At 33.5% G+C, this 1,910-nt stretch carries 2 protein-coding genes; one reads left to right on the top strand and one right to left on the bottom strand.

What is annotated here, in order from left to right:
* Window positions 1–655: 655 nt before the first annotated feature.
* Complete coding sequence (locus AC1DRF_RS25400; protein ID WP_477742002.1) at window positions 656–1,402, bottom strand: SDR family oxidoreductase; 747 nt, start codon at window positions 1,400–1,402, stop codon at window positions 656–658.
* A gap of 187 nt (window positions 1,403–1,589) precedes the next feature.
* On the opposite strand from AC1DRF_RS25400, the gene AC1DRF_RS25395 reads away from it, so the two are divergent.
* On the top strand, window positions 1,590–1,910 hold a 321-nt coding region (locus tag AC1DRF_RS25395), incomplete at its 3' end, for a TetR/AcrR family transcriptional regulator (RefSeq protein WP_477742001.1).

Genomic DNA, 1,910 nt, shown 5'->3' with positions numbered 1-1,910 from the left:
GACGAATCCAGGCATATCTGGGAACTCTCTTTTTGACAGAAGTTAATTTTTTAAAACAATCTTCGTATTAAATTCACCTGATAAGCTACCTACTTTAGATATCCTTAGGTAGCTTATTTTCAATACGTAAAACAAGGATATAGTTCTAATGCATATAAGGAAATTTACTAAATAAGAATAACTGAAAATAAATATTCCATTTTTATTATATAAAAGTGATTGATAAATGATTTAGTTATAAATACTTTATCTATTACATGTTTTGTAGAAAAATTTATAATAATTCTTTAATATTTCTTTTACCTAGTTTTTTGGCTTTTTGCTGTAATTCTTCCTTCAAATCACTTGTTACTTTTACTCTTGCAACTTCCAAGTCGCTATCAATATAAATACCTCTTGAGTGGTATAGAAGTCATGTATATGATTAAAAAGAAACAAGTCTATCATGAGGTGGAGTCTTTCCAAAACCAAAAATAATTCATTTATAGATTATTTGGAATAGATTCATAATTTAGTCAGTTAAAGAAAATTAACCCTCTATGTTTCTAAGCAATTATATTTGCACCAGAATCAAATTAAAAGGCTGTCGAGGTCTTCTCGACAGCCTAAGCTTTAGAAAATGAATAAGTTGTAGTTTTACCTTATCTCGTCATTATTACCAAGGTTGACTTGTTGGCCCAATTGTAAACTCATTAATATTCGTATCTTCTGGCTGATCAATCGCGAATGCAACAACATTGGCAACTCGATCAGGTGAAATACCATATTGTTCGTACAACGCAGTCATACCTTCTGAAACATTCTTATCAGTAATCGTATCCAATAATTCCGTGTTGATCGCTGCTGGATAAATAGTTGCTGTGCGGATGTTAGTACCTTCTTGGGCAGATTCCATACGCAAAACTTCCATCAAATCACGAACAGCCCACTTTGTTGCGCCATAAACCGCACCGCCTGGGTAAGCTTTAAGCCCAGCTACTGATGAAGTAGTTATGATATGTCCAGACTTTTGTAATGTAAATGTTGGCAGTACTGCGGCGATTCCATTCAATACACCTTTAATATTAACGTCAATCATACTGTTCCACTCATCAGTTTTCAATTCGGAAAGTGAGGAATTAGGCATTATTCCAGCGTTCAAGAAGATTACATCTACACCACCAAAAGTGTCTTTAGCTAATTGAACCAGCTGCTGACTATCATCTGGATTCACAACATCTGTGWCACGATACGCCACTTGACCACCATTTGATTTGATTTCTTCAGCTAATTTTACTAAACGCTCTTCACGTCTTGCACCAAGTACAACTTTTGCTCCTTTCTCAGCTAACAGCTTAGCTGTAGCTTCCCCAATACCTGAACTTGCACCTGTAATTACAACCACTTTGTTTTCAATTGTCATTTAGTTTTTTCATCCTTTCATGTAAAATAAAAGTTACGATTGATGTTTTTACGACACCTGTCAATAATTTATTATATAAATATAAACAAAACAAGACATCACACTCGTTAATTTAACCGGATTTGTTGTTTATACAACAAATCAATAAAAATTGTTTATTATCTCAAGAAAGCAGGGTGTTTTTTACATGACAAAAGTAGATAGAAGGGTTGCTAGGACTCAAGAGGCAATAAAAAAAGCATTTCTTGAGCTGATGACAGAAAAAAATTTCGATAGTATTACGATTCAGGATATTTCCGATAGGGCAAACATTAACCGTGCAACTGTTTATCTTCATTACTTAGATAAATTTGATTTGTTGGATAAGATCATAGAAGAACATATGAATAATTTGGCTAAACTTTGTGAGTTGGAAGCTGAAATGGATTGGATTGAAGCGACTGTAATCTGCATGGAATATCTTGAAAGTAATTATTTGTTTTTTTCGACGATGTTGAAGAGTGAAGGG

It is taken from the genome of Priestia sp. P5_B4, from assembly GCF_056400385.1.
This window is presented reverse-complemented; position numbering and strand designations above follow the sequence as displayed.